The sequence below is a fragment of the Oceanobacillus longus genome, assembly GCF_042650085.1.
GTDB lineage: Bacteria > Bacillota > Bacilli > Bacillales > Amphibacillaceae > Oceanobacillus > Oceanobacillus longus.
On sequence record NZ_JBHSAO010000008.1, the window covers coordinates 282,999 to 305,884 of the forward strand.

Below are 22,886 nucleotides of genomic sequence, written 5' to 3' on the forward strand. Positions count from 1 at the left end.
CTATATTGCAAAATATGTCAGACATACAGGTTGCCGGTAAGGTCAATTCGTTTCATCGTTGATACTGCAGCAATTTCCTCTTTGCATGTAAAAAGAATGACTTGCTGTTTTTCAGCTGTCTGATTCAGCATTGAAATCATTCTTTTCGTTCTTACAGCATCGAAATGTACGAATGCATCATCTATAATAAATGGTAATCCATGTTTTTCACTCATAATTTCACTGATTGCCAAACGCAATGAAACGTATAACTGATCGATGGTACCCTGTGATAATTCATTTACAGTGTATCGTATATGATCGTATGTTTCTACTTGAAAAGGGTGGTTTTCTGTAGGTGCATAGACAAACACATATCTATTTCCGGTCAATTCTTTGAAATATTTGGTCGTTACTTCAATTACCTTTGTTAAATATTTGTCACGATAATCTCTTTTTGTCTCGCTAAGCATTTCTTTCGCGGTTTTTAGGACAGCCCATTCTTTTGCCATACTTTTTAACTGTTCTGCTTTCATTTCATAACGATGAAGACTGTTAGAATAGGATTCAGACGATTCCATTGCAGCAAGTTCTGCCCTAATGGCAGCAATTGTTTCTCTTTCCTTTTCCACTTTTTCTTCCAACCTATCCACCGATATCGCAATCTGCTGTTGCATTATTTTTAATTCTTCTTCTGTTGTTGTGTTGTTTGTATACTGTTGAAAGCTTCCTTGAGGTAAGATTTTAATCAGCTGTGCAACCGTTTTTTCCAATTCCACTTTTAAGTCTTTTCTTTCTTTTGTTATCCTTGCATGGGAATAAAATAATTCTTCTGTGTCAACTTCTGCAATTTCATATAATTGCTTTATTTCGATCTCATATGTCTGCATTTTCTGTCTTAATTCCTGGTGCTTGTCTTTTAATTCATTTCTTAATTTGCAATAGTGCTCATACTCCTGTAATTTTTCATCCTGTGTTTTTACCATTTTTCGAATTACATGAAGCTTATTTTCATCGCTTTTGTCAGTGATATCGATTTCTGAATACTCCAAGAACCGATCGACCTTCTGTTTGAAGTCACGTATCTCTTCTTCAAGTACAGCAGCTTGTTTAGCATGCTTTTGCCGCTCTCTGAGCATTTTTGAGATTTGATTTAATTTATGAAAGAATTCTGGCCAATAGGATACTTCCACCCTTTCCAAATAGGGAAAGTTCTCATATTGCTGATGGATTTGCTGCTCCAAACGTCTTGCTTTTTCATCCAATTGTTTTTTCTTTTCAGTCCATTTAATGAATTGAACACGTCCAAGTTTCTCTTGTTCCTGAAATGCTGTTAATTCATTTTTATTTTTATAATGAAGTTCCAATAAATTCTCCGCTTCAACTTTTTCCGCTTCTGTAACTAGGACCGCAGATTGCTGAGAGTCAGTTTGGAACATCCTGTCCATTTCATTAACGGAACGTTTTGACATCAACCATTGCCCTGTACCGAACGCGATAACCAAAATCATAACCGTAAATAGCCATGGTAGATCCGCAATGAATGCTCCTATTCCTAACAAAAGGGCCAATAGGATACTACCAATTAAAATAGAAGATGCTTTCTTTGACTTTGCTGCTTTACTTTTATCCCATGCTTTCTTCCCTGATTCGGTCTCCTGTTTTAGTTTCTCCATTAGATGGTACTCACTAAATGCACTTACCCGATCATGAAGCTCATCCACTTGGTTATCTGTTAAAAGTTGATTTTCAAGCTGTTGAATTTGATTTAGTAGAAATTTTTGTTCGTGTTCCAGTTGATTATGCTCCACTAAAAGTTGTTCCTTTTCTAGTTTTTGCTGTTCTTTTTCATTTCTTATTTGATTCCAATTATTTTCTAAGTAAAAAGGGAGTTCTAGACTTTCCATTTCTTCTTTCTGTATACCTATATTTAAGCGCTCTATTTCTTCATCTATACGACGTTTGTTATCAAGCATCGTATTCTTTATTTTTCTCAGCTCTAACATGTATGAATCTACTTCTATTTGGTTATCAAGGAGCGCTACCGCTTCATTTTGGATGGATTCTGAATGCAGATCCTTTTCAATCCTTTTCAATCGATCTGTGCAGGTTATCTCATTTTCATGGAGGACATTCCATTCACTTTGTAAAGGAAGCAATGCTTCTTTCCATTTTTCCAGACGTTCTATCCCACTTTCGGGAAATGGAATATTTTCCGGGTACGCAGCAAGTCTGTCTTTCAGTTGATGATAATCCTGAATGAATGCAAAGGCATGTAATTGCTTTTCAATGGAAATTGCCTTGTTATTTTCCACTTTTAAATCTTGCTGGTGTTTGCTTAATTCACGTTGCGACACCATAAGCGCTTCCTTCTTGTTTCGATAGGATGCCTCTTTTTCACGAAAGCTTTTTAGTGAGTCATCTATCGTTTTCAGGGATTCGATTTGCTGGTTGATCAACGGTTTTTTACCTGTCGCTTTAAATAACTCACCGATTTTCATGTCCAATCGTCTCTCAATGGAATAAATACTGTTTGAGCCTGTTAGACCAATTCCTAGTAATACTTCCCCTAAATCCTCATCCTTCATGTTCCGAATTTCTGTTAAATCCAAAGCTGAAAAAGAAAAAATAGATTGGTATGTTTTTGCTGTCATTCCGTTGAGTATTTTTTGCAGCCATACTTCATCATGTACTTCACCATCTGGTGTTAAACATACTGCAGCACCATTTTTCACTTCATCGAACCGTTCGATGACGATAATCCCTTTCTCTGGATGATCCAGTGTCATCCGTCCACCCATTTTCCCGCTTGTTTTTGGTCGATAAAAGTCGCGCTGTTTCGGGGTAAGACCAAATAGCATAAATAAAATAAACCTTTGGATTGTTGATTTTCCTGACTCATTTTCACCGAAAATACAAGTGGCAGATTCCTGCGAAAAATCAATTTTATAATCCGTCCATTTTCCGAATCCATTAATTGTTGCATTCAGGATTTTCAACATACTCACCCTTTCAAAAGCTCATTGATCAGCAGCTGCTTTGCTTCTTCTTTTATTTCCATCTCTTCTTCATCTGATAATCTGTTCAAGTATTTTCTTGCTTGTTTATGCTGAAACAATTCCTTCGTATAGGAATGAATGGATACCTTCTCAAAATGACGTGTTAGTTCTCCAATAAAATGATTTCCTTTAGCCGCCTCTTCATCCGATATCTGTTGGTTAACATCGACAGACACTCTAAAAATAAAACTCCAATTTTGTTTAACTACTATAGATTCATTTACAAGTTCAATTACATCCTCAATCCGTTTTTCATTTTCCCATTCCTTCAGGCGTATTTGATCGCTTTTTAACGTCACATCCAGAAGCTGTGGATAGTCTGTATCGATTAATGTTTTTAGAATATGTTTTTCTAATTCATGGATTTGTTCACAGGCTGAGACATCGATGGTAAGTGCTTTAAACTGAATTGCCTGCAGGGGAATAAAAGAAAGCTCTGAACCCTGTTCATCCAAAATAACATGATAACAGCCTTTTTCATCCGTTTCCTTTCTGTTTCGCCCCTGTATGTTTCCTGGATAAACAATCGGAGGTGATTGCCTCAGTATTTCCCGTTTATGTATATGTCCCAGTGCCCAGTAGTCAAAATCCTTCTTCCCCATGTCATTTAATTGAAAAGGTGCATATACATCATGTTCTGTATTGCTTAAAATACTTCCGTGAAGCATCGCAATGTGAAATGGTATAGCTTCACTGCTGATATTGTATTCTTCAACTTTTCTCTCTACGACAGCACGATTTTCATAGCTAAACCCATAGATCTGAGCCATCTTTTGACCGCCACTTTCGAATGTAAACTGACTTACCTTCTCATTTGGAAAGATGAACACATTTTCCGAATAGGTCACCGGATGAATATTTCCGTTTATAAAATCGTGGTTCCCATAGGATAGATACACGTTTATCTTATACTGCTGCAATCTCTCAAATGCTTTACGCAATCGTATCTGCGCCTTCAGACTTTGCTTTTCATTATCGAATAGATCTCCCACAATAAGCACAAAATCCACTTTTCTTTCAATTGCTGCATCGATTAAATGATCCAGTGCCTGAAACGTACTTTCCCTGATTTCCCGAAAAACGTTGTCAGGTGCATTGATTAAACCCTTAAAGGGGCTGTCCAAATGCAAATCAGCAGCATGAATAAATGATATTTGTTTTCTCATATGGCTCCCCTTTTTTTCTTATTTACTCAACTTTCGCAGCAATAAAATAACTTCCAACAGTTAACTGGATAATCTTAGAATGTCTCTAATTTGCTAACCATGATTAAAACAAGACTGTTTTCGTACTATTTTAGCCTTTTAGTCATCGCAGAGTTGAGATAAAATGCGAAGTAACTGCTTTTCCCGCCGTCCGGGATCGCTCTGGGCGGTGCTTTCCGCGGGCACGGCCTCAGCCATCAAAGAGAAAACCACTCTTTGGTGTCTTCGGACACGTGCTTTTCCCGCAGGAGTCACCGCCCACAGCGATGCCGGACTGGTGAAGTTGTATGTTGCTATTTTAGCTATGCAAGTATAGTAATTATTAGCAACCTTCTAACCAGCTCTGGGAAATATACGAAGACTCCAGTGGGAGGAAAGGCATCGGTGAGACCCCGGAGTGCGAAGCACGAGGAGGGCTCACCAGCCGCCCACGGAAAGCGAAGTATATTTCCCAGAGCGGTCGCCGAAGTTTATCTTACATCGCAGTTTATAGAAAATCCGATGATAAATAGCAACAAGTTATGAAAATAGCTTTGGAGTATAAATGTATTCAGACTGCTCAATGCAAACAGTTAATCTAAAGTCAACAGTGTATATCCAGCTCTCCTAATTTTACCAATGCTTATATGCCCATTTCACTCTGCGAAAGTTAATTTATTTACTTATCTCCATTCTATCAAAACAGATAACAGAATGCACGTTCTATTTAGAAGTCAGCCACAAAAAAGATGACACTATGATTATCGGTGTCATCTTCTAGTTTCTATTATTTAACTAAGTCCGTTGCTCTTTCCTTTAGTGTCCCTGGATGTTGCTCTTTCGTCCATGTGCTCTTGGCAGGAATTTTTGTATGATCTGCACGACTTGCGTACTTTTTCGCTATTTTTGTAACTTCCTGCATTAAGCCCTCATCCAAAGTAATAGGCTTTAACCCTTTTGATAGGAACAAGTCATTTTTTACATGTAAATCGTTTTCTGCTGCTTCTTTACGAGGATTGGGAACATATGCAATCTCTCCATTTGTAAGTTCACTAACAAGTTGAGCCAAATCATTCACACGGTGTGTTTCTGTCATTTGATTATAGATCATAACTCTCTCTTCACGTTTTGGTGGATTTTCAATCGCCAACTGTATACACCGTACCGTATCCTGAATATGAATAAATGCACGTGTTTGTCCACCTGTTCCATGAACGGTAATTGGGTGACCAACTGCCGCTTGCATGAGAAATCGATTTAATACAGTGCCATAGTCACCATCGTAGTCAAAACGATTAATAAGTCTTTCATCCATTTTCGTCTCTTTTGTATTTGTTCCCCAAACAATTCCCTGATGGAGGTCTGTTATTCTCACGCTATCATTTTTGTTATAGTATTGAAAAAGTAGTTGGTCCTGCGATTTCGTCATATGATAAATAGAGCCAGGATTTGTTGGGTAAAGGATTTGCTGATCAATTCTATTCCCTGCCTCCGTCTGCACTTCGATATCAAGATAGCCTTCAGGAATTTTCATTCCCGCAGTACCATAACCATAGACGCCCATTGTTCCCAAATGGATTAGGTGTATATCCAGACCTGACTCAACTATTGCACATAACACATTATGTGTTGCATTTAAATTATTATTAACAGTATAGCGCTTATGTTTTGGTGATTTCATTGAATAAGGAGCAGAACGTTGCTCAGCAAAATGTATAATGGCATCCGGTTGTTCATCAATGATTACTTTTAAAAAATAATCATAATCATTGGCTATATTAATATTATAAAAGTCTATTTTTCTTCTGGAAATTTCCTCCCAAACTTTCAATCTTGTCCCCATGGGCTGGATAGGTGTTAACGACTCGGCTTCCAGTTCATTGTCAATGTTACGTCTCGACAAATTGTCAATGATAATAACATCATGACCTGAATTGGATAGATGAAGGCTTGTAGGCCACCCACAAAAACCGTCCCCACCCAGGACAACAATTTTTTTATTTGATTTTAAATGTTTATTTTGTAAGTTCAATTTTTCCACCCTTTCTTATGTTCTCTTCATATAGAAAGAAGATATACATATAAAAGTTAATTTAAATAGAGTATAACTAACATATCAAAATTTTAACAGAGTTTAGTATATTCCTTTACATATGTAATTTTTTACAAAAGTTTGATTTAAATTAGTAAAGCAACCCTGCTTATCTATTTATACCAAAAAAGCTGGCTTCTCAAAGAGAAACCAGCTTACCTTATGTTAAGCTACAACATCATAGCCTTGCTCTTCTACTGCTTCACGCATCGCTTCTGAAGTTACTTTGTCTTCATCGTAAGTAACATCTACTTTTCCTGTAGCCAAATCCACTTCGGTATTCGTGACACCATTTAATTCGTTAAGGGCACCTTCTACAGACATTTTGCAATGCCCACAAGTCATGCCTTGGACGTTTAAAGTCGTTTTCATTCTGTTATCCCCCCTTTCCAAGTTAGTAGTAGTGCTATATTTTAACTCGCTTCAAGCGAAGTGAGTTCGTAACAACACTAACAGAACTTAATGCCATTGCTGCCCCAGCAATCCATGGAGCAAGAAGACCTAGAGCTGCTATTGGAATTCCAGCCGTATTGTAACCAAAAGCCCAGAATAAATTTTGACGGATATTCTTAATGGTTGCATGACTGATTTTAATTGCTTTTGGTAGGAGCAATAACTCTCCTCCGAGAATTGTAACATCAGCTGCCTCAATTGCGACTTCCGTACCCGTTCCAATTGCGATACCAATATCCGCAGTCGCAAGAGCAGGGGCGTCATTAACTCCATCACCAACCATAGCTACTTTCTTACCTTTATTCTGTATTTCTTTTACTTTATCTGCTTTTCCTTCAGGCAATACTTGAGCGATTACTTGATCTATTCCAACCTGCTTTGCAATCGCTTGTGCAGTTCTTTCGTTATCCCCTGTTAACATGATCACTTCCAGACCTTGCTCTTTCAATTGTCTGATTGCTTCCGGTGCAGACTCTTTAATTGTATCAGCTACTGCAACCGTACCTCGATATGCTCCATTAACAGCAATCAGCATTGCTGTTTTACCAATTAATTCAAAATCAATTAACTCTTGTTCAACGTCATTAACGTTTACCTGATTATCATTCATTAATTTCCGATTTCCGACAACTATCTTATACCCTGAAATCGTTGCTTCAATACCATGTCCGGGTATCGCAGTAAAACTCTCCACTTCTACTAATTCAATATCTTGCTCTGTTGCATAAGCAACGATTGCTTCTGCAAGTGGATGTTCAGAGCCTTTTTCTGCACTAGCCAGTAATTTTAATGTTTCATTGTCGCCTGTAAAGTCAGTAACCTCAGGTTTCCCTTTTGTAATCGTTCCCGTTTTATCCAAGACAATCGCATTTAATGCATGCGTAAGCTCCAGATGCTCGCCACCTTTGAATAAAATCCCATTTTCTGCGGCTCTTCCGGTTCCAACCATGATTGAAGTTGGTGTTGCAAGGCCCAATGCACAAGGACAAGCAATGACTAGAACAGCAATCGATGCGATAAGAGCAGTTTCAAATTCACCTGGTTGCACAAAGAAAATCCAAACAGCAAATGTTATAATCGCAATAACTACAACAATGGGAACAAAATATCCGGATATGACATCAGCCAAACGCTGAATTGGAGCTTTTGACCCTTGAGCATCTTCTACTGCTTTTACAATCGATGCAAGTGCTGTGTCTTTACCGACTTTTGTCGCTTCCATTTCAATCGATCCATTCTTATTGATTGTTGAACCAATAACGGTTGCTTTTACTTCTTTTTCAATTGGGATTGATTCACCAGTAATCATGGATTCATCCACAGCTGTTCTACCCTTAACAACAATACCATCTACTGGTATTTTCTCCCCTGGCTTTACAACGATGCGATCACCAACAATCACATCTTCAATTGGAATCATCGCCTCTTCGCCATTTCTCATAACCCGAGCTTGTTTTGCCTGTAAGTGAAGCAATTTGGAAATAGCAACTGTTGTTTGACTTTTTGCCCGTGTTTCCAGATATTTTCCGAATAAAATTAATGTAATCAAAATGGCACTCGTTTCAAAATAAAGATGTGGCATATAAGCCGGGTTGCCAATGGTTTTAAATGCTTCATATAAACTGTAGAAATATGCTGCACTGGTTCCAAGAGCAACGAGGACATCCATATTCGCTCCCCCATTACGCAAGTTTTTATAAGCACCAACATAGAACTGCCAACCAATAAAGAATTGGACTGGCGTTGCTAAGGCAAATTGAAACCATGGATTCATGAATATATTTGGGATTTGCATACCAAATAAATGAACCAACATCGTTAATAATAATGGTAAAGATAATATGGCCGAAGCGATCAGTTTTCTTTCCATGTGCTTAAGTTGCTTTTCTTTATGCGTTTTCTTCTCTTCCTTATCTATCTTTGGTTCTGCATGATACCCAATTTTTTCGATTCTACCGAGAATATCAGATACTTCAATCATACCAGGGTTGTATTCAATGACAGCACTCTCCGTAGCCAAGTTAACATTCGCATGCTTGACACCTTCCTGCTTATTCAATACCTTCTCAATGCGTGTTGAACATGCAGCACAAGTCATTCCAAAAACATCCAGCTCCGCTTTCTCATTAAGAACGCCGTAGCCAATTTTTTCTATTTTCCGTGTAATTTCATCCATCGATGTTATCGATGGATCATAATCGACCGTTGCCTTTTCCGTCGTAAGATTTACTTGAGCTTCAACACCATCCATTTTATTCAACACTTTCTCAATTCTATTTGAGCAAGCTGCACAAGTCATTCCCGTTACACCAAGTGTTGAATGTTTTGCATCACTCATCTGAATCACTCCCTTACTTTGAAAACTGTTTCATAACATCCATCAGTTCATCGATGGCTTCATTGCCTTCACCGGTTTTTACTGCATCACTGACACAATGTTTCACATGTCGTTCCGCTACTTCAAATCCCACATTTTTCATTGCGGCATTTATTGCACTAATTTGCACTAAAATATCTACACAATAACGGTCTTCTTCGACCATTTTTTGAATACCACGAACTTGCCCTTCTATCCGCTTCAAACGGTTAACGACAGCTTGTTTCTCATCCCTCGTTCTAGGTGTTGTCGGGTGATCATGTAAAAATTTATCCATAGGATTCACTTCCTTTTGTTTATACTTATACTATACCCCCCTAATGTATATTTGTCAAAATTAAACTGAATCAGAAGGAAAGAAAATAAGTAAAAGACTGTATTCCTTCTAAAAAATCTGTTAAAGATTGGTTTTAGTTCAAATGCACCCGGGAAACATATAACTGTATAAACTATAAAACACAATTTATTCAGGAGGTTTTTTAAATGTCCCATGAACAACATCAGGAGTTAATTCAGATGTTACATTCGTGTATGACAGCATGTAACCATTGCTTCGATGCGTGTCTAAAAGAAGAAGATGTTAAGATGATGTCGGAGTGTATTCGTTTGGATAGAGAGTGTGCGGATATTTGCAACTATCTGGAACAGGCTCTTTCCAGAAACACACCATTTGTTACTGAATTAGCGTCTGTTTGCGCTAAAATTTGCGAGGCATGTGGAAATGAATGCAACAAGCATGCACATAATCATTGTCAAAAATGTGCGGAAGCATGCTTTAAGTGTGCAGAGGCATGTAGAAATGTAGCTTCATAAACGCTCAACGACAGGGGAAGAAGTGACGAATCACAAATGGCTTACGGAAAGTGAATTAGCCCCAGTTGAATAGTTTCACGATAAAAAGACGACTTTGATTTTAATATCAAAGTCGTCTCTTGAGTCATCCTTAAATTCTCTATCTACTTCGAACAAGTAAATTAACTGCTTCATTAATGACCGATTCTGCACTTTCTCCATTTGCTTGTTCTTCGCGTATGCATTGTTCTAAATTTTTACTCACAATTAATGCGGAAGTTCGATCAAGGGCACTTTTGGCTGCTGATAACTGGGTAACAACTTCTTTACAATCCTTTTCTTCCTCCATCATTTTTAATACCCCTCTAATTTGTCCTTCAATTCGTTTCATTCGATTCATTACTTTTTCATCATAATTCAAAACAATCCATCTCCTTCATTTTTTATAAGCATTAGCTGCAATAACAAGTTTATTGGGGATTCCATTAAAGTGTTGTCTTAAAATTGGAATGGGAATATTAAAGTGTCCGTTTTAGTTAATCGTTCTACTTGAAGTAGTTAAAAGCCACTTCCTTTCATCGAAGTGGCTTTTCTATTATATCAAATATTATTGGTATCACATATTATTTCTCTTTTTTGGAAAGAGCAATCGCCTTTTTGAAGTCTTTTAATGAACCGGAACGTCCATACATTAAAACGCCTCCACTATAAACTTTAGCACCTACATAGGCAAGCAGTGCTATCGTACCTATCAGTATGCCAATGGATAAGGCTACTTCCCAAATTGGAATATCGAGCATACCAACACGTAAAAACATAATCATCGGTGTAAAAAATGGAATAAATGAAGTTACCTGAATAAATGTAGAGTCCGGCATACTCAAACCGAACATTGCAATAAAGAATGCAACCATAATAAGCATAATCATTGGTCCTAAAAGTTGATTGACGTCCTCTATCCTACTAACGAGTGATCCTAGCATCGCAGCCAGTGTCGCGTAAAGTAAATACCCTAGGATAAAAAATACAATTGCATAAATAAAAATAGTAGGTGATGTGTCCTGGAAACCAAATGAACTGAAGAATTCTCCGTTAAATTCATCTTGTTTGGCAAGGATTAATCCATATCCAACGGCAACAAATAGTCCTACTTGTGTTAATCCAACGAATGCTACCCCAATAATTTTTGCAAACATATGCGTGACAGGGGATGCACTTGAAATCAGTATTTCCATAACTCTTGAAGATTTTTCGGTAGCCACATCTGTCGCAATCATTTGCCCATAAATGATAACTGCCATATATAGTACAAACAGCATAATATATACAATGCCTCTAGCTTGGCTAAGTTCTTCAGAAGTTTTTGCGGATTCATCCAATGCCACTGTTTCAAATGGGATTGGAGCGTAAATATCGGTAATCGTTGACTGATCAATTCCTGATTGCTGTGTTGCAATAACAATCTTTAACTGTTGAAGATGTTGTTCGAGAGCAGTTTTTGTCCCTGAATCTGCAATATTATTTGCGTAGTACGTAGCTTCCGGGATTTGATTTTCATTCATCGTTAGTACGACAAGTGCTTTATATTCCTCATTTTGAACCGCTGTTTGCGCTTCATCTACGGTCCCTTCAAAAGGGACAAGTTCCAAATCTACATCCGCTGCAGCAAAACTTTCCTGCAAAGGTTCCAAGTAGGTACCAGATTCATCTATAATTGCCACTTCTTCTGTGCTATCATCTGAAAATAACTCTATGACACTTTGAAAATTTGCAAGACCAATAAGTACGAGCAGCATAATTGCAGTACTAATTACAAATGATTTTGTCTTTACCTTTGTAAGATACGTATGCGACAGAATAATCCAAAATTTATTCATAAGATGCACCTACCTTCTCAATAAAAATATCGTTCAATGATGGTTCCTCCAAATCAAATTTACGGATAAAACCCTGACCCTGTAATGCAGAAAAAATCCTTTGCGAGATTTCTTCATTTTCAATTTGCAATTCGCATCCTTGTGCTATTTTTTTATATTGTACAACTCCTGGGAAGTTCTCCAGAAAATCAAATGAATGATCCCCATGAACGACAAGATTCTTCCTGCCAAATGTTTGTTTTATGTCTTTCAATGAACCTTGAACAACTGGTTTTCCTTTGTGTAAAATACATAGATGCTCACATAACTCCTCAACATGTTCCATTCGGTGGGATGAAAATACAATCGAGGTATCCTGCATTTTTAAATCCACGACAGCTTCTTTTAACATTTCAACATTAATTGGGTCCAGGCCAGAAAATGGTTCATCCAAAATCAACAATTTTGGTTTATGGATAACTGCAGTGATAAATTGAATTTTTTGTTGATTCCCTTTTGACAGTTCATCCACTTTTTTGTCTATGTATTCTGGAACTTTAAAACGTTCAAGCCAGCTTTCAAGCTCTATAATGACCTCCTGTTTTTTCATACCACGCAGTTTCCCGAGATAAATTAATTGGTCCCTTACCGTTAACTTCGGATATAACCCTCTTTCTTCTGGCAGATAACCAATTAAATGGCTCTTATCGTAATTAATCGATTCTCCGTTCCACGAAATCTCACCTTCTGTTTTATCCAACAAACCAAGGATCATACGGAAGGTAGTTGTCTTCCCTGCACCATTTCCGCCTAAAAAACCAAACATTTCCTTCTCAGGAATTTCAAGTGAAAGTTGATAAACTGCGATGTGTTCATCAAATCGTTTTGTAACTTGTTTTAATAGTAATGTCAATGTTCTCTCTCCCCTTTCCTGTATATACTACGATTAAAAAATTTAATAGTTTCATATTTTTTAATTCACTTCTGTTAAGATTTAAACTATAATAAAAACAGATCTATTTAAGCGGTTACATAAGATGGGAGGGACGCTTATGAGAGCATATGCATTAACCGTTTTTGAATCGTCTGGTAAAAAACTGCTTGATGAATCCTTTACTGCATCAACTGATGACGATGCCAAAAAAATCGGAACAGACCTTTTGAACGAAAAAGGTTACACGGAACATACGCATCGATGCGTAAATCAAGAAGCAAAGCTTGTACTTTTTCATAGATGATTCGGGAAACAGAGAAAAACGTAAATCCCGCAGAATTGAATTCTGCGGGATTCTTATGTACTCATTTAGTTTTAGTTAGCTTCTTCTTCTGTACTTCCGTAAAGCTCTTCCAATGGTTTCGTTATAATACGGCTAATATCATTAATTACGAGGTTCAAACTTTGTTCTACCTCCATTAATTTAGCAATATCCTGATGCTCTTGGACTGCTTCAACAACGGTACGCGCTTTTTCTACTTCTTCTTCGCTAATTTCGAGCCCTTGCATTTGCTTTTCCTGTAACTCCATTTGTGTATCGCGGAAACTTTCAAACATTTCCTTGGCACTTGGATCATTCATAACTGTTTCGTATGCTGTTTTTAAGTTCTTAAACTCATCACTTTCACGAATAGCTGTTTCTAAATTATATGCACTATCATAAATATTAGGCATGAAATTCCCTCCTTCTAATGATTTCTATGGTTACTATAACAGAGGAAAAGACTCATGTATAGTTTCAGGTACAAAGACAAAATGAAGAATAAATAGTTTTTAGAACCGTTTATCCTGCTATAATTGTATAAGATACTGACAAAAAGGAGTTTTCTACATGCAAAGAATGCTTAAAAATGTATTTTCCACTTTTTTAATTTATGATAAAAATTCACCTACTGTTCCTGACGCCTATCAATGGTTTCTAACAAATACAAATGAAATTATCGGCATACATAAAAATGAATTAAGTAAAAAGGATACGGCTATCTTGTCTGCGTTTTTAACACCTTATAACTTAAATATACCTAAACCAACAAAGCAGGAACTTTTATGGAAAGAGCGAATTCAAACTTCTCCCGAAAGTGACATACCTGATCAAGGTTTTCGCTTTATTTATTTTTCCTATAAGAAAAACCAAATTGAAGCCGATATCTTTAAAGCTACTATTCAGGAATTCTTTTCTTGGTCTGTATCTATTCTATGGGAAAATGAGAATGAAGGAATCATTATTGAACAACAGGAAGATCATTTGGAAGAAAATATATCCTACGCACAGATAAGTGACACACTGATGAGTGATTTGTTTGTAAATACGAAATTTTTTGTTGGTCCTTTTCTATACCAATTCACAGGGTTACGTCAGCATCATGCATCGCTGTTGCAGTCAGCACAAACTGCTTTTACTTATACTGACAAATCCGTTGTGACGTATGTGGACGCTATTCCCTTAGACTTGGTGAAAAACACAACACCCTACCATCGGGAAAAAATTAGTAGCCTAATTTTGCAAGAATTTAAAAACGATGAGGACTTCCTCCAAACGATTCGAACGTTTATCCAATGCAATCTAAATATCTCAGTTACAGCTAAAAAATTATATATGCATCGCAATAGTCTTCAATATAGAATCGATAAGTTTCATGAGAAAACTGGAATTGATCTTAAGGCTTTTGACCAGGCTGTTGCGGTTTATCTTGCTCTACTATCCAATATGCACATATCTTAAGCCTATCTTTGTGCATGGTTGCCATTTCATAACCGATATCTATTCGGTACAATAAGGTTAATAAAACGTTTACATTTGGAGGGAATAGATAATGGCTGAATTACGATTAGAACATATTCAAAAATCATACGATAAAAATGTTGTTGCAGTAAATGACTTTAATTTGCATGTTAAGGATAAAGAATTTATTGTTTTTGTTGGACCTTCTGGTTGTGGTAAATCAACCACTTTAAGAATGATTGCAGGGTTGGAAGAAATTACGGAAGGTGAATTCTATATTGATGACAAGATGATGAATGATGTAGCACCGAAAGACCGTGATATTGCGATGGTATTCCAAAACTATGCATTATATCCACATATGAATGTATATGACAACATGGCATTTGGATTAAAGCTTCGCAAGTTTAAAAAGGATGAAATTGATCAACGTGTTAACAACGCAGCAAAAATTCTCGGACTGGAAGCATATCTTGATCGTAAGCCAAAAGCACTTTCTGGCGGTCAACGTCAACGTGTTGCACTTGGACGAGCTATTGTTCGTGATGCAAAAGTATTCCTAATGGATGAACCTTTATCCAACCTTGACGCTAAATTACGGGTACAAATGCGTGCGGAAATCCAAAAACTTCACCAGCGTTTACAAACAACTACTGTTTATGTAACACATGACCAGACAGAAGCGATGACAATGGCAACACGTTTGGTAGTTATGAAAGACGGTATTATCCAACAAGTTGGTGCTCCAAAGGATGTCTACGATAATCCGGAGAATGTTTTCGTTGGAGGATTTATCGGTTCGCCTTCTATGAACTTCTTTACTGGTACATTAACAGATGGTTATTTTGTTGTTGGGGATTCGAAATTAAAGGTTCCAGAAGGTAAGTTAAAAACACTTCGTCAAAAAAATAATATAGGAAAAGAAGTAATACTCGGAGTTCGTCCAGAAGATATTCATGATGAGCTTGTATTTATTGAATCAACCCCTGATACTAAAATTACTGCTTCCATAGAAGTTGCTGAATTAATGGGTGCTGAGTCAATCTTATACTCCAAGTTAGATTCTCAAGACTTTGTTGCCAGAGTCGATTCACGGACAGATATCAAAGGTGGAGATACGATTGAACTTGCGATCGATATGAATAAAGTACATTTCTTTGATTCAGAAAATGAACTTCGAATAAGATAACAGTGAAGAGAAGCGAAGATCCGCTTCTCTTTTTTTCGTATTTTGCCGCAACAGCAATATGCTCTTCCCTAACTTCCAGCTTCTGAAACCATATGTAAGGGAGGGAAGCCTCAAAAGACTTCCCTCCAGCCATATTATTTAGAAGTTTTGTCCATTCATTTGTTGTTGAGCAGTTTGTACAAGACGTTTTGTAATCTCTCCACCTACAGAACCATTCGCACGTGAAGTTGTGTCTGCTCCAAGATTAACACCAAATTCTTGAGCAATTTCATATTTCATTTGATCAAGAGCTTGTTGTACTCCAGGAACAAGTAATTGGTTTGAGTTGTTGTTAGCCATATTTATCACCTCCTGTAACTCTATTGTCTGCACATTAAAAAAACTTATGTCAAAATTTCACTGGTAAATTGTAGAATGTATTCCAATTTACTTAAAAAAATAGAGCACGCTGTTTTTAGACAATGTGCTCTATCCCACTTATTATATTATTATTTTGGAAACGTCATTTCTTTCGGATTAACATATTCATCAAATTCTTCTTCCGTTAGCAATCCAAGTTCAAGAGCAGTCTCTTTTAATGTTGAATTATCATTAAATGCCTTTTTAGCTATTTTTGCTGCATTTTCATATCCAATATGAGGGTTTAATGCTGTAACAAGCATTAAGGAATCATTTAAATATTTTTCAATTTGTTCATGATTTGGCTCGATACCCACAGCACATCGTTCATCAAACGACAGTATACTATCCGCTAATAGTTGACTGGACTGAAGAAAATTAAATGCAATAACAGGTTTAAATACATTCAGTTCAAAATTCCCCTGACTTGCAGCAAATCCAATTGCTGCATCATTACCCATAACCTGTGCAGCTACCATTGTCACTGCTTCACTTTGGGTTGGGTTAACTTTTCCTGGCATAATGGAACTTCCAGGTTCGTTAGCTGGGATTGTAATTTCACCAATTCCGCAACGTGGTCCACTTGCTAGCCAGCGTACATCATTGGCAATCTTCATCATATCAGCCGCCAATGCTTTTAGTGCTCCATGGGCATACACTGTCTCATCATGACTTGTTAATGCATGGAATTTATTTGGTGCAGATATGAATTTTTTCCCAGTGTATTCACTGATCGCTTCACATACCCGTTCAGAGAACTCGGGATGTGCATTTAGTCCTGTTCCAACTGCTGTACCACCAATAGCAAGTTCTCTTAAATGATTTGTACTTTCATTAATCATCAATTCAGATTTTTCCAGCATACGGTGCCATCCGCTAATTTCCTGACCGAGTGTTATTGGTGTGGCATCCTGTAAATGGGTTCTCCCTATTTTAACTATATCTGAGAAGGCTTGTATTTTCTCATTTAGGGTGCCTTTTAATTGCTGTATTGCAGGGATTACAGTATTTTCCAATTTTATGACAGATGCTACATGCATTGCAGTAGGATATGTATCATTGGAGCTTTGTGATTTGTTAACATCATCATTGGGATGAAGGATTAGTTCGCTTTTCTTTTCTTCAAGCCACTTGTTACCGACAAAAGCCAATACTTCATTTACATTCATATTTGATTGCGTGCCACTACCTGTTTGCCAAACAACGAGTGGGAAATGTTCATTCAATTTATCTTCCAGCACTTGATCCACAGCATAATAAATTGCTTCCGCCTTTTCACTTTCCAATAGCCCTAAATCACTGTTAGCCTTTGCTGCACTTCGCTTTAATATTGCAAACGCTTTTATTATTTCAGTTGGCATTTTTTCATTACCGATTGGGAAATTCTGTTTACTTCTTTGCGTTTGTGCCCCCCAATATTTGTCAGATGGTACATTAATTTCTCCGATAGTATCTCTTTCGACACGAAAATCCATGTTAATTCCTCCCTTTGTTATGTATAATAATTGCTGAAACCTACTCTATTGTATCAAATTTTCCAAATAAAATAATACTTATAATACTTATCTTTTAAAACTTTTATCCGTAAACTGGGAAATGGAAGATATATGCAGGTGACACAAAATTGTACTACAATTTTCGCCATTAAAAAGATTTTTTTAAGTATAATGGGTAAAGAACTATTTTAAGTTAGAAAGACCCGTTACAATATAGTTTATAGTAGAGGTCTTTCTCGCAATATAGATTTTGGTACGCGTTGAAAGGAGGATTTCTCTATGCCGAATATATGGACCCATATTTTATTTTGTGAAGATGTTATCGATGCGGTAAACCGTCCTTATCCTTTTTCACAATACGAACCATACATGAAGTTAGGTGCTCAAGGGCCTGACCCCTTTTTCTATTATAATTTTTGGCCATGGATTAAAGATGAACCTGTACATGAAGTCGGAATGGCGCTCCATACGAAGCGGTGTGGTGAATTTCTAATCGATATGATTATTAATTCGAAGGAACAATGCAGTGAGGTAAAGGCCTATGTTACTGGTTTTGTCACACATCATATATTGGACCGTAATGCCCATCCGTATATTCATTATCGTGCAGGTTATGAAGGAAGTAATCATCAAAAGTTAGAAATACTTATTGATACCTGCATGATGGAAGAATATCACAAGCTGAAAACTTGGAAATCCCCCGTTCATAAAGAAATAGATGTCGGAAAATCGTTGAATAAAGAAGTGAATATATTACTAGCTCAAACCATTAATAAATACTATCCGGAACTTGGGAGCTCTTCTTCGGAATATATTCAAAAGGCTTACAAAGATATGAAGCTTGCACTTAAAATACTCGCCGACCCTCATGGTTGGAAGAATCTTGTGTTAGGATCGATAATCTCATCTTATTCTCATCGGCCTATAAAAGATGATATTGATTATTTGAATCTGAATCATACAACATGGCATCATCCAGCAACAAATGAGCCTTCCAATAAAAGTTTTATTGAACTCTATAATATAGCTCGGGGAGAAAGCATTGAAATTTTGATGGAGTTACAGAATTATTGGGAGAACAATAATAATTATTCTTTACAGAGACTAATTGATTTGATTGGTCATATTTCATATGATACTGGAAAGCCATTGGAGCTCGGTCTTGAAAATAAATATAGTGATCCGATTGTATAAAAAAACAGAGTGCATAGGCACTCTGTTTTTTTTATGGCACTTTTCATAATGTTCGTTGCTTTATAATCCTCGCAGTTGAGATAAACTACGAACTAACTTCTAACCTTGTTAGATTCTATTCTATCCACAAAATCATAAAAAGCGACTTAACTACTGGGTGATATCCGAAGACATATGGTGTTACTGCCGTCCGGGATCGCTACGGGCGGATGCTTTCCACGGGCACGGCCTCAGCCTCCTCGCGGAAGACCGCCGCTGCGGGGTCTTCGGACACGTGCTGGGACTGCGATTACTCGCCCCACCGAAAACATTTGTTCCCGTAGGAGTCACCGCCCTTCGCTCACCCGGACTGGTGAAGCTGTTATAACAATAACTAATACAGTTAATCGTTTGTAAACTTCTAACCAGCTCTGGGAAATATACGAAGACTCCTGCGGGAGGAAAGGCATAGGTGAGACTCTGAAATGCGTAAGCATGAAGAGGCTCACCAGCCGCCCGCGAACCGCAAGTATATTTCCCAGAAGCGGTCGCCGAAGTTTATCTTACGTCGGAGTTTATAGATACTTAGTCAAAAACAACATTTTTTTCGGTGGGATGAGTAACCGCAGTCCAATCTTTTAGAAAACATACTTTTATTTTGGTTTTACCTCCACTTTTTCTTTTGGATCGGAAAGTCGTTCTGCATCCCGTATACCCTGATCAATATCCACAAATCGGAGTAAAAAGATACCGATTATAAAGAAGAAAACGAGCGAAATAATTCCTAATCTGCTATTCCCTGTAATCTGACCAATAAATGCAAACATAAAGGGACCGATTACCGCAGCAAATTTAGAGGAAATCCCATAAAACCCAAAGAATTCTGCATGTTTGTTGGCAGGAACCATACGTCCATAAATAGACCTGCTCAAAGATTGCGCCCCGCCCTGAACCATTCCAACACAGATTGCTAAAATATAAAAATGGAGGGCTGAATTCATAAAGTATCCGAGTATAACGATACCTAGATAGACAAAAAGAGTTATATTCAATGCTTTCTTCGCTGTGATAATAGAGGCTAGCCAGCCAAAGAAAAATGTAAATGGAATACCAACGAACTGTGTGATTAAAAGTGCAATAATTAAATCATTCTGAGCTATTCCTATTTCACTTCCATAGATTGTCGCCATACGGATAATCGTGGATATACCGTCATTATATAGCCAAAATGCCAATAGGAAGATAAGTAGTTGTTTATATTGCTTAATCTCTTTAAATGTATTTCCTACCCTGGAGAAACCAATTGCAATATATGATTGATCCCGCTTAACAAGCGACTTTTTTTCTTCTTTTATATTCTTTATTAGTGGTATGGAAAAAATGAGCCACCAAACGCCAACGGTTGCAAATGATACACGACTGGCCATAGCAGTATCAGCTAGCCCAAACCAACCTGGGTTCAATATCATTAATACATTAATGGAGAGCAAAATTCCTCCACCAATATAGCCGAAAGCAAAACCACCAGATGAAACACGATCTATTTCATCCTTATCTGCAATCTCAGGAAGAAAGCCATCATAAAAAATATTGGCACCTGAGAAACCGATTGAACCAACAATAAATAAGACCGAAGCTAATACATAATCTCCTTCTCCTACAAAAAATAAAAGGACACTGGCAATAATACCCATAAATGCAAAAAATTGAAGAAACTTCTTCTTGGCTGCAGAAAAATCACTAATAGCCCCTAGTATGGGAGCCAATACAGCGACGATTAGTACGGAAATCGATTGGGAGTAACCCCAATAACTTGTTGCAAGACCATCTTCTAGTCCCGATGCTGCAACACTTGAATAGTAAACTGGTAACACTGCGGCCATAATTGTTGTAGCAAATGCTGAGTTTCCAAAGTCATAAAGCATCCAACTTCGTTGAATTTTCTTTTTATTTTCCATTGTATGATCCCCCTTATTTTCTCAGCATAGCAAACAAGGAACAAACGGCACATTGTAAATCCAAAAATTTTACAAAAACTATATAAAAGCAAGGAACACGTTCCCTTGCTTTGCTCTTAGGAAGGTACTTTTTCCAGCGCTACAGCTGCTAGATTTGTTTCTTCGATAGCCCGTGCAAGGTTAGACATTCGACTGACTTGATCATCAACAATTGCTTCCAGTTCCTCAATCGTTGAAGTAGTCTCCTCAATGATTGCAGCCAATTGATCAACGGAATTATCTATTGTCATAGATGATGTTTGGATATCATGGGCCTGTTCTCTCAGATCACCTAAAAATTTGATAAAATAAATTAACTGGGACGTTATTTTTTCAAAATTCATTTGGGCAAGCTGTGCACTTTCTGAACTGGATTGCATTTGGATTTTATTTTCATTAACTTCTTGTTGCGTTTCCAGTGCTTCTCGTTCAATAATGTTCATATTTTTTTCAATATGCTGTGCAGTCTGTTGGGAAATTTCAGCTAGCTTCCGTACTTCTCCGGCAACTACTGCAAAGCCTTTTCCTGCATCTCCTGCTCTGGCTGCTTCAATGCTTGCGTTTAAAGCGAGCAGGTTCGTCTGGGTAGCAATATCCTGTATTTGAGCTGTAAAAGTATGATTCATTTTTATTTTAGATACCAAATTCTCCATATTGTTGATTAATTGAATAAATGAATGCTGAAAACCAGTCATCATAACGGATAAATCTTCTATTGAATCATATCCCTTCTGAGATAAGACCTTTAATTGTTTTCCCTCAGCTGTTGTTCTTGCAAAGGTATCCATCATCTTCTCCAGTAATTTATTGGTATGGTCTGTAGTCAGTGAAATATTTCCCGCTTCTTCAGCCTGTGATTGACTCGCTTTGTTAATCTCTGTAAATGCTTCCCGCATTTCTGCCATCGATTGTGAATTCAATTGACTATCTTGTTCAAGAATAATCATTTGAGAACGTACATCGTTTGCCCCACTTTGAACGAAATCTGCTTGTCTCTTCTGCTGTTCTGAGAAATTCTTACTTTCTGCCAATGCACTTTCAGCATTTTCAATCAGCATTCTTGCAATTTTAACCTGTATAATCAGTACGGCAAAAACCAAAAGGTAAAATACAAGGGTTATTGCCGTTGCACGACCATCGAATCCTATAATATCCCCTTTTTCAAGAACAAAAAAAGTTAGCAGACCAAGTCCTACCACACCACCAGTTATCAATGCAGCCATCGATAGCGAAATGGCAGCAACTGCAAGGAGGTAAAACATAAAAAGCATATTTGTTACATAATCTGAGCTTAAAATAATCATATAGGCAACCCCAGCGATAGCAAAAATAACTACATAAGGGATTACTTTTAAGTAAACTGCTCTATAATTACATATACCGATTATAATTAAACAAATGCTTCCGCCTATTGCAATCGCTAATATATTTTCCAGTGGAGCTCCTACGACTAGTTCTGCTCCCACCCCAAGTATTACTGAAAATAATAAGATATAAAAAATAATATAATTTTGTCTATGTATTAGCGTATTATTTCTGCCCACGTTTTATCCCCCAAAGTTATGTATCATTCCCTCTATTCGCGATAAAAAAAGCCCCACCACATGAAGGTAAGGCTTATTAATTACCGTTTCTATTCCCAAATAAAATGCTTGTATTCGTTACTTAATTTAATAAAGTTTTCTTTATTTCCTTTTTCTATCGATCCATTTATATCTTCTTCTAATCTTTTCTTATTCCAGTTAAAACAAAGCTCATCCAAAATCAAGCGAGCAAAGAGTCTCAATTCATAAGGAATTTCACGTTTAGCTTGCAATCTTTCACCTTGATAGCGATAAAATCTGTAAACTATTTTCTCCTTTTTCACGGAACACGCCCCCTTTGTTCCCTTTTTATTATTATCCTAAATTTTTAGAATAATTGCAACCTAAATTTTAAGATTTAAATGGAATTTTTTCCCTAAGCAAAATAACTTACTAGACCACAATACATGTTCACTACTGCTTGAATGTTTCTCTAGACCCACCTAGCACACGTCTGATACACTGTTAAAGTTAAATATTCCCTCTTTAAAAAGATACAAACCGGGTTTTTAAAGATATGGACAGCTTATAATTTTTGCC

The 22,886-nt window shown here is 37.1% G+C and carries 20 protein-coding genes; 5 read left to right on the forward strand and 15 right to left on the reverse strand.

Annotation, left to right across the window (positions count from 1 at the left end):
* Positions 1-17: 17 nt before the first annotated feature.
* The 6 genes from ACFOUV_RS12055 to ACFOUV_RS12080 form a co-directional block, all read right to left on the reverse strand.
* Entirely contained in the window at positions 18-2,981 is a 2,964-nt protein-coding gene (locus ACFOUV_RS12055) for an AAA family ATPase (protein ID WP_379497020.1), read from the reverse strand.
* Positions 2,982-2,983: 2 nt separating this feature from the next.
* The gene (locus ACFOUV_RS12060) at positions 2,984-4,204 is read right to left on the reverse strand and encodes a metallophosphoesterase family protein (RefSeq protein ID WP_379497021.1); all 1,221 of its coding nucleotides are present in this window, start codon (positions 4,202-4,204) and stop codon (positions 2,984-2,986) included.
* An 805-nt stretch (positions 4,205-5,009) separates the two neighbouring features.
* A complete protein-coding gene (locus ACFOUV_RS12065) occupies positions 5,010-6,254 on the reverse strand; it encodes an NAD-dependent epimerase/dehydratase family protein (RefSeq protein WP_379497022.1) in 1,245 nt (414 codons plus the stop codon).
* A 225-nt stretch (positions 6,255-6,479) separates the two neighbouring features.
* Complete coding sequence (gene copZ, locus ACFOUV_RS12070; RefSeq protein WP_379497023.1) at positions 6,480-6,686, reverse strand: copper chaperone CopZ; 207 nt, start codon at positions 6,684-6,686, stop codon at positions 6,480-6,482.
* 34 nt (positions 6,687-6,720) lie between these two features.
* A complete protein-coding gene (locus ACFOUV_RS12075) occupies positions 6,721-9,105 on the reverse strand; it encodes a heavy metal translocating P-type ATPase (protein WP_379497024.1) in 2,385 nt (794 codons plus the stop codon).
* A gap of 13 nt (positions 9,106-9,118) precedes the next feature.
* The gene (locus ACFOUV_RS12080) at positions 9,119-9,421 is read right to left on the reverse strand and encodes a metal-sensing transcriptional repressor (RefSeq protein WP_379497025.1); all 303 of its coding nucleotides are present in this window, start codon (positions 9,419-9,421) and stop codon (positions 9,119-9,121) included.
* A 206-nt stretch (positions 9,422-9,627) separates the two neighbouring features.
* Here ACFOUV_RS12080 and ACFOUV_RS12085 point away from each other — a divergent pair, with 206 nt between their 5' ends.
* Positions 9,628-9,957 carry a four-helix bundle copper-binding protein gene (locus ACFOUV_RS12085; protein WP_379497026.1) on the forward strand — a complete coding sequence of 110 codons (330 nt, stop codon included), beginning with the start codon at positions 9,628-9,630 and terminating at the stop codon, positions 9,955-9,957.
* A 139-nt stretch (positions 9,958-10,096) separates the two neighbouring features.
* Here the strand turns inward: ACFOUV_RS12085 and ACFOUV_RS12090 are convergent, their stop codons facing one another.
* The 3 genes from ACFOUV_RS12090 to ACFOUV_RS12100 all read right to left on the reverse strand — a co-directional run bounded on the left by ACFOUV_RS12090 (position 10,097) and on the right by ACFOUV_RS12100 (position 12,705).
* Entirely contained in the window at positions 10,097-10,357 is a 261-nt protein-coding gene (locus ACFOUV_RS12090; RefSeq protein WP_379497027.1) for a metal-sensitive transcriptional regulator, read from the reverse strand.
* Positions 10,358-10,559: 202 nt separating this feature from the next.
* Positions 10,560-11,813 carry an ABC transporter permease gene (locus ACFOUV_RS12095; protein WP_379497028.1) on the reverse strand — a complete coding sequence of 418 codons (1,254 nt, stop codon included), beginning with the start codon at positions 11,811-11,813 and terminating at the stop codon, positions 10,560-10,562.
* Positions 11,806-12,705 carry an ABC transporter ATP-binding protein gene (locus tag ACFOUV_RS12100; RefSeq protein ID WP_379497029.1) on the reverse strand — a complete coding sequence of 300 codons (900 nt, stop codon included), beginning with the start codon at positions 12,703-12,705 and terminating at the stop codon, positions 11,806-11,808. The genes ACFOUV_RS12095 and ACFOUV_RS12100 overlap by 8 nt, the downstream gene beginning before the upstream one ends.
* 139 nt (positions 12,706-12,844) lie before the next feature.
* Between ACFOUV_RS12100 and ACFOUV_RS12105 the strand changes: the two genes are divergently transcribed.
* Complete coding sequence (locus ACFOUV_RS12105; RefSeq protein ID WP_379497030.1) at positions 12,845-13,030, forward strand: YhzD family protein; 186 nt, start codon at positions 12,845-12,847, stop codon at positions 13,028-13,030.
* A gap of 71 nt (positions 13,031-13,101) precedes the next feature.
* Here the strand turns inward: ACFOUV_RS12105 and ACFOUV_RS12110 are convergent, their stop codons facing one another.
* Positions 13,102-13,461 (reverse strand): YlbF family regulator, encoded by a 360-nt coding sequence (locus ACFOUV_RS12110; protein WP_379497031.1) that lies wholly within the window; start codon positions 13,459-13,461, stop codon positions 13,102-13,104.
* Between the two features lie 157 nt (positions 13,462-13,618).
* Between ACFOUV_RS12110 and ACFOUV_RS12115 the strand changes: the two genes are divergently transcribed.
* Both ACFOUV_RS12115 and ACFOUV_RS12120 read left to right on the forward strand, forming a co-directional pair.
* A complete protein-coding gene (locus tag ACFOUV_RS12115; protein ID WP_379497032.1) occupies positions 13,619-14,509 on the forward strand; it encodes a PucR family transcriptional regulator in 891 nt (296 codons plus the stop codon).
* A 91-nt stretch (positions 14,510-14,600) separates the two neighbouring features.
* Positions 14,601-15,698, forward strand: a complete 1,098-nt coding sequence (locus tag ACFOUV_RS12120) for an ABC transporter ATP-binding protein (protein ID WP_379497033.1) — start codon at positions 14,601-14,603, stop codon at positions 15,696-15,698.
* Positions 15,699-15,836: 138 nt separating this feature from the next.
* On the opposite strand, the gene ACFOUV_RS12125 is transcribed toward ACFOUV_RS12120, so the two are convergent.
* Both ACFOUV_RS12125 and fumC read right to left on the reverse strand, forming a co-directional pair.
* The gene (locus ACFOUV_RS12125; protein ID WP_379497034.1) at positions 15,837-16,037 is read right to left on the reverse strand and encodes a small, acid-soluble spore protein, alpha/beta type; all 201 of its coding nucleotides are present in this window, start codon (positions 16,035-16,037) and stop codon (positions 15,837-15,839) included.
* Between the two features lie 149 nt (positions 16,038-16,186).
* Positions 16,187-17,572, reverse strand: coding sequence for a class II fumarate hydratase (fumC, locus tag ACFOUV_RS12130; protein WP_379497035.1), 1,386 nt, complete (start codon positions 17,570-17,572; stop codon positions 16,187-16,189).
* A gap of 300 nt (positions 17,573-17,872) precedes the next feature.
* Between fumC and ACFOUV_RS12135 the strand changes: the two genes are divergently transcribed.
* Complete coding sequence (locus ACFOUV_RS12135) at positions 17,873-18,787, forward strand: zinc dependent phospholipase C family protein (protein WP_379497036.1); 915 nt, start codon at positions 17,873-17,875, stop codon at positions 18,785-18,787.
* A 632-nt stretch (positions 18,788-19,419) separates the two neighbouring features.
* On the opposite strand, the gene ACFOUV_RS12140 is transcribed toward ACFOUV_RS12135, so the two are convergent.
* The 3 genes from ACFOUV_RS12140 to ACFOUV_RS12150 all read right to left on the reverse strand — a co-directional run bounded on the left by ACFOUV_RS12140 (position 19,420) and on the right by ACFOUV_RS12150 (position 22,630).
* Positions 19,420-20,724 carry an MFS transporter gene (locus tag ACFOUV_RS12140; protein ID WP_379497037.1) on the reverse strand — a complete coding sequence of 435 codons (1,305 nt, stop codon included), beginning with the start codon at positions 20,722-20,724 and terminating at the stop codon, positions 19,420-19,422.
* A 116-nt stretch (positions 20,725-20,840) separates the two neighbouring features.
* Complete coding sequence (locus ACFOUV_RS12145) at positions 20,841-22,307, reverse strand: methyl-accepting chemotaxis protein (RefSeq protein ID WP_379497038.1); 1,467 nt, start codon at positions 22,305-22,307, stop codon at positions 20,841-20,843.
* Positions 22,308-22,396: 89 nt separating this feature from the next.
* Positions 22,397-22,630: an IDEAL domain-containing protein gene (locus ACFOUV_RS12150; protein WP_379497039.1), complete on the reverse strand. Its 234-nt coding sequence runs from the start codon at positions 22,628-22,630 to the stop codon at positions 22,397-22,399.
* Positions 22,631-22,886 lie beyond the last annotated feature (256 nt).

What these genes read in the sequence shown, in the direction of transcription:
- ACFOUV_RS12075 (WP_379497024.1), bottom strand. Translation starts at nt 9,105, where the DNA reads ATGAGTGATGCAAAACATTCAACACTTGGTGTAACGGGAATGACTTGT.
- ACFOUV_RS12135 (WP_379497036.1), top strand. Translation starts at nt 17,873, where the DNA reads ATGCCGAATATATGGACCCATATTTTATTTTGTGAAGATGTTATCGAT.
- ACFOUV_RS12115 (WP_379497032.1), top strand. Translation starts at nt 13,619, where the DNA reads ATGCAAAGAATGCTTAAAAATGTATTTTCCACTTTTTTAATTTATGAT.
- ACFOUV_RS12120 (WP_379497033.1), top strand. Translation starts at nt 14,601, where the DNA reads ATGGCTGAATTACGATTAGAACATATTCAAAAATCATACGATAAAAAT.
- ACFOUV_RS12095 (WP_379497028.1), bottom strand. Translation starts at nt 11,813, where the DNA reads ATGAATAAATTTTGGATTATTCTGTCGCATACGTATCTTACAAAGGTA.
- ACFOUV_RS12085 (WP_379497026.1), top strand. Translation starts at nt 9,628, where the DNA reads ATGTCCCATGAACAACATCAGGAGTTAATTCAGATGTTACATTCGTGT.
- fumC (WP_379497035.1), bottom strand. Translation starts at nt 17,572, where the DNA reads ATGGATTTTCGTGTCGAAAGAGATACTATCGGAGAAATTAATGTACCA.
- ACFOUV_RS12110 (WP_379497031.1), bottom strand. Translation starts at nt 13,461, where the DNA reads ATGCCTAATATTTATGATAGTGCATATAATTTAGAAACAGCTATTCGT.
- ACFOUV_RS12060 (WP_379497021.1), bottom strand. Translation starts at nt 4,204, where the DNA reads ATGAGAAAACAAATATCATTTATTCATGCTGCTGATTTGCATTTGGAC.
- ACFOUV_RS12105 (WP_379497030.1), top strand. Translation starts at nt 12,845, where the DNA reads ATGAGAGCATATGCATTAACCGTTTTTGAATCGTCTGGTAAAAAACTG.
- ACFOUV_RS12140 (WP_379497037.1), bottom strand. Translation starts at nt 20,724, where the DNA reads ATGGAAAATAAAAAGAAAATTCAACGAAGTTGGATGCTTTATGACTTT.
- ACFOUV_RS12055 (WP_379497020.1), bottom strand. Translation starts at nt 2,981, where the DNA reads ATGTTGAAAATCCTGAATGCAACAATTAATGGATTCGGAAAATGGACG.
- ACFOUV_RS12080 (WP_379497025.1), bottom strand. Translation starts at nt 9,421, where the DNA reads ATGGATAAATTTTTACATGATCACCCGACAACACCTAGAACGAGGGAT.
- ACFOUV_RS12125 (WP_379497034.1), bottom strand. Translation starts at nt 16,037, where the DNA reads ATGGCTAACAACAACTCAAACCAATTACTTGTTCCTGGAGTACAACAA.
- copZ (WP_379497023.1), bottom strand. Translation starts at nt 6,686, where the DNA reads ATGAAAACGACTTTAAACGTCCAAGGCATGACTTGTGGGCATTGCAAA.